The following is a 4134-nucleotide window of genomic DNA, read 5'->3' on the forward strand; positions in this document are numbered from 1 at the left end:
CTACCACCCCTGGACCGACGTGCCGGCCGGCCTGCTCGCCGGGAACCTCGTGCAGTACCACTGGCGTACCCGGGCGGACTTCTCGCCGGAGAAGTGGGATCTCAACTTCGGGGTCTGGCGCGACGGCGAGCTCCTCGGCACCCAAGGCGTCGCCACCGAGCACTTCCTGGTGACGCGCACGGGGGAGACCGGCTCCTGGCTGGGGCTCGAGCACCAGGGCCAGGGGATCGGCACCGCGATGCGGCAGGCGATGTGCGCCTTCCTCTTCGACCACGTCGGGTTCGAGGAGATCACCTCGGGTGCCTTCAGCGACAACCCCGCCTCGCTCGGGGTGAGCCGCAAGGTGGGCTACCGCGCCAACGGCGTACGTCGGCTGAAGCGGCGCGAGGGTGAGCTGGCGACGAATCTGGGTCTCGTGCTCTCACCCGGGGACCTGGTCCGCGGTGAGCATCCCCTCGAGGTGGAGGGGGTGGCGCCGTTCCGGCGCTCGATCGGGCTCGATCCGGGCTGACCTCGGCCGCCACGCCGGCCACAGGAGTCACACGTCCCAGCCGATCCATGCACTTCTCAGCCGTTGCACCAGCAGGGAAGTGTCGGTTTCCCCGGCCCGCCGGGGAAACCTGCACAGGGCCCACCCCGGGCGGGATTCGGACTCACGGGCGGCGTCTGGCAGAATCTCCGACCGTGTCCTGCGCGGACGGACCCTCTCACCCGGCCGACGCAGCGCCCATCGAGTGACCCGACCCGGTCCCCACCTGGCAGGGGTCGCTCACCACATACAGAGTCAAGGAGACACCACAGACGTGGCCGTCAAGATCCGTTTGAAGCGCCTGGGCAAGGTCAAGGTCCCGCAGTACCGCATCGTCGTCGTCGACTCGCGCAAGAAGCGCGACGGCCGCGTGATCGAGGAGATCGGGAAGTACCACCCCAAGGAGGACCCGTCCTACATCGACGTCGTCTCCGACCGGGCGCAGTACTGGCTCGGCGTCGGCGCGCAGCCGAGCGACGCCGTGGCCGCGATCCTCAAGATCACCGGCGACTGGCAGAAGTTCCGGGGCGAGCCCGGGGCCGAGGGCACCCTGAAGGTGGCCGAGCCGAAGCGCGACAAGCTCGAGGCATTCAACGAGGCCCTCAAGGACGCCGCGAAGGAGCCCAAGGGCGCCGCGGTGACCAAGAAGGCCGCCAAGAAGGACGACGCCAAGGCCGAGGAGCCCAAGGCCGAGGAGCCCAAGGCCGACGAGCCCAAGGTCGACGAGCCCAAGGCCGACGAGCCGAAGGTCGAGGTCCCGGCGTCCGAGACCCCGGAGGGTGCGGCCGAGGAGGCCGAGGCGGCTGAGAAGGTCACGGCCGAGGACGCCGGCAAGAGCGAGGCGTGAGCACGATGCTCGCCGAGGCTCTCGAACACCTGGTGCGGGGCGTCGTCGACAACCCCGACGACGTCACCGTCCGCGACAAGCAGCTGCGCCGGGGCTCCATCCTGGAGGTCCGGGTCAACCCCGACGACCTCGGCAAGGTGATCGGTCGCGGTGGCCGCACGGCCACCGCCTTCCGGACCGTGGTCTCGGCGCTGGCCGGCCGCGGTGGGGCCAGGATCGACTTCGTCGACGTCGACCGCCGCCGCTGATCTGTTGGTCCCGGCAGGCTCGCCCGGTGAGGGCGCCGCGCCCGGCCCGGACGACATCGAGGTCGTCGTCGGCCGGGTCGGCCGGCCCCACGGCCTCCGGGGCGAGGTGACGGTCGAGGTCCGCACGGACGAGCCCGGACGCCGGTTCGCGGGCGGGACCGTTCTGCGGGCCGAGCCGCCCCGCGGCTCGGCGTCGCCGCTGCGGGCGCTTCGCGTGGCCGGCTCCCGGTGGCACAGCGGCACCCTGCTGGTGAGGTTCGAGGAGCTCCCCGACCGTGACGCCGCCGAGGCGGCGCGCGGGATCGTGCTCTTCGCCACCGTGGCCGCCGGCGACTCGCCCGAGGACCCGGACGAGTTCTACGCCCACCAGCTGGTGGGCCTCGCGGCGTACGACGAGCACGGCACCCTCCTCGGCGAGGTCTCGTCCCTCGTCCGCGGCGGTGCCCAGGACCTGCTGACCGTGCTGACACCCGACGGTCGCGAGGCGCTGGTGCCGTTCGTCAAGGCGCTGGTGCCCGAGGTGGACCTCGCAGCGGGGCGGGTGGTGGTCGCGGACCGGCCGGGGCTCGTCACGCCGCTCGAGGAGCCGGACGCATGAGGGTCGACCCATGAGGATCGATGTCGTCTCGATCTTCCCGCGCTACCTCGACCCCCTCGACCTCTCACTGCCGGGCAAGGCCCGGGAGAGGTCCCTGCTCGACCTCCACGTCCACGACCTCCGGGACTGGACGCGCGACCGGCACCGCACCGTCGACGACACGCCGTACGGCGGTGGCGCCGGCATGGTGATGAAGCCCGAGCCGTGGGGTGAGGCGCTCGACGAGGTGCTCCCCGACGGGGCCGTGCTGGTGGTACCGACTCCCTCCGGGACCGTGTTCACCCAGTCCACCGCCCGCGAGCTGGCCGGCCACGACCATCTCGTCTTCGCCTGCGGCCGCTACGAGGGCATCGACCAGCGAGTCCTCGACGACGCGGGGTCCCGGGCCGACGTCCGTGAGGTCTCGGTCGGCGACTACGTGCTCAACGGGGGGGAGGTGGCCGCGCTGGTCGTGATCGAGTCCGTGGTGCGGCTGATCCCGGGCTTCATGGGCAACCCGGAGTCGCTGGCGGAGGAGTCCCACGAGGACGGGCTGCTGGAGTACCCCGTCTACACCAAGCCCGCCACCTGGCGCGGCCGCGACGTACCGCCGGTCCTGCTGTCGGGCGACCACGCCGCCATCGCCGAGTGGCGCCACGAGCAGGCCGTGCGCCGGACCGCCGAGCGCCGTCCGGACCTCGCCCACCCGGCGCTCGCCGTCTCCCTCGACGGGCTGGACGGGCTCGTCCGGCCGACCGAACCCGCAGACCTCGGCGAGGTACTGACCCTGCAGCGGGCCTGCTTCCCTCCCGAGCTCCACGAGCCGCTCGAGGTCCTGCGCCGCGACGTGCTCGAGGAGGACACCAGCTTCGTCCTCCGCGTGGGCGGCAGGCTCGTCGGCACCGTCGGCTGCCGGCTGCTCGAGGACGGCACCGAGTGGCAGCCCCGGCTGCTGATGGTCGCGCCGGACCTGCGCGGGCGGGGCATCGGCCGGTTCCTCCTCGAGTACGCCGAGCGCGCCGCACCGCCGTCGGTGTCGACGTACTCGCTGCTGACGGGGACCGACAACCGGCGGACCCAGAGGATGTACACGAAGGCCGGCTACCGATCCCGCGGTGAGGTCCGGCCCGGGGTCGTGCGGCTGAGCAAACGGCGATAGTCCCGAACGAGATGGTTGTCGCCACCGGAGTGTCGGGAGCGATTGCGTGAGGGACTATCCGGATTTCAGCCGCCCCACCCGCCTGTGGCAGACTGAATCCCCGGCCCAGTCGGCCAAACAAGGATCATCCGGGACGCCCTGCGTGCGGAGGTCCGCGTCGGTTCCTGCCACAGGGGGAGCGTGACGCCGCCGGCCAACTCCGCTGGTCCACCAACTGAAGCGACACCCTTGACCGCGGCTGACCTGTGGCACTCGCGAGGAGAGACATGAGCAACGTCATTGCCGATCTCGGCAGCTCGATCAAGCGCGACGACGTCCCCGCCTTCCGCGCCGGCGACACCATCAAGGTCCACGTCAAGGTCGTCGAGGGCAACCGCTCCCGCGTCCAGGTCTTCCAGGGCGTGGTGATCCGCATCCACGGTGCCGGCGTCGGCCGCACGTTCACGGTCCGCAAGGTCTCCTTCGGTGTCGGCGTCGAGCGGACGTTCCCGCTGAACTCCCCGATCTTCGAGAAGATCGAGGTCGTCACCCGCGGCGACGTACGCCGCGCGAAGCTCTACTACCTGCGCAACCTGCGCGGCAAGGCAGCCAAGATCAAGGAGCGCCGCGAGGCCTGAGCCGGATCTCAGCCAACGCATCGTTACGCTCTGCAGCGTGACCTCCCAGGACCGCGACGAGTCGACCGCCGTCGCAGATGACGAGCCCGATCGGGCAGGGTCGCGGTCCGCACGCGCGCCCAAGAAGCGCAAGCACCTTCCCCTCTGGCAGGAGACG

General features: G+C 71.4%; 6 protein-coding genes and 1 pseudogene. All 7 read left to right on the top strand.

Annotated elements, in window-relative coordinates; translation table 11 throughout:
- The coding region (locus VFN12_RS16260) for a GNAT family protein (RefSeq protein ID WP_325119811.1) at window positions 1–511 on the top strand (511 nt) is incomplete at its 5' end.
- 292 nt (window positions 512–803) lie between these two features.
- A complete protein-coding gene (gene rpsP, locus VFN12_RS16265) occupies window positions 804–1376 on the top strand; it encodes a 30S ribosomal protein S16 (protein WP_325119813.1) in 573 nt (190 codons plus the stop codon).
- 5 nt (window positions 1377–1381) lie between these two features.
- On the top strand, window positions 1382–1624 hold the full coding sequence (locus VFN12_RS16270) for an RNA-binding protein (RefSeq protein WP_325119816.1): 243 nt from the start codon (window positions 1382–1384) through the stop codon (window positions 1622–1624).
- Between the two features lie 4 nt (window positions 1625–1628).
- Entirely contained in the window at window positions 1629–2222 is a 594-nt protein-coding gene (rimM, locus tag VFN12_RS16275; RefSeq protein ID WP_325119814.1) for a ribosome maturation factor RimM, read from the top strand.
- Between the two features lie 10 nt (window positions 2223–2232).
- Window positions 2233–2928: pseudogene (gene trmD / locus VFN12_RS16280) on the top strand (tRNA (guanosine(37)-N1)-methyltransferase TrmD); the annotation flags it as partial.
- 60 nt (window positions 2929–2988) lie between these two features.
- Complete coding sequence (locus VFN12_RS16285) at window positions 2989–3360, top strand: GNAT family N-acetyltransferase (protein ID WP_325119817.1); 372 nt, start codon at window positions 2989–2991, stop codon at window positions 3358–3360.
- A gap of 266 nt (window positions 3361–3626) precedes the next feature.
- Window positions 3627–3977, top strand: coding sequence for a 50S ribosomal protein L19 (gene rplS, locus VFN12_RS16290; RefSeq protein ID WP_325119815.1), 351 nt, complete (start codon window positions 3627–3629; stop codon window positions 3975–3977).
- The last annotated feature ends 157 nt before the right edge of the window (window positions 3978–4134 follow it).

Source organism: Nocardioides sp., from assembly GCF_035703625.1.
GTDB lineage: Bacteria > Actinomycetota > Actinomycetes > Propionibacteriales > Nocardioidaceae > Nocardioides.

Excerpts from the sequence above, each read along its gene's own strand:
- VFN12_RS16270 (WP_325119816.1), top strand. The coding sequence starts at position 1,382 with ATGCTCGCCGAGGCTCTCGAACACCTGGTGCGGGGCGTCGTCGACAAC.
- rplS (WP_325119815.1), top strand. The coding sequence starts at position 3,627 with ATGAGCAACGTCATTGCCGATCTCGGCAGCTCGATCAAGCGCGACGAC.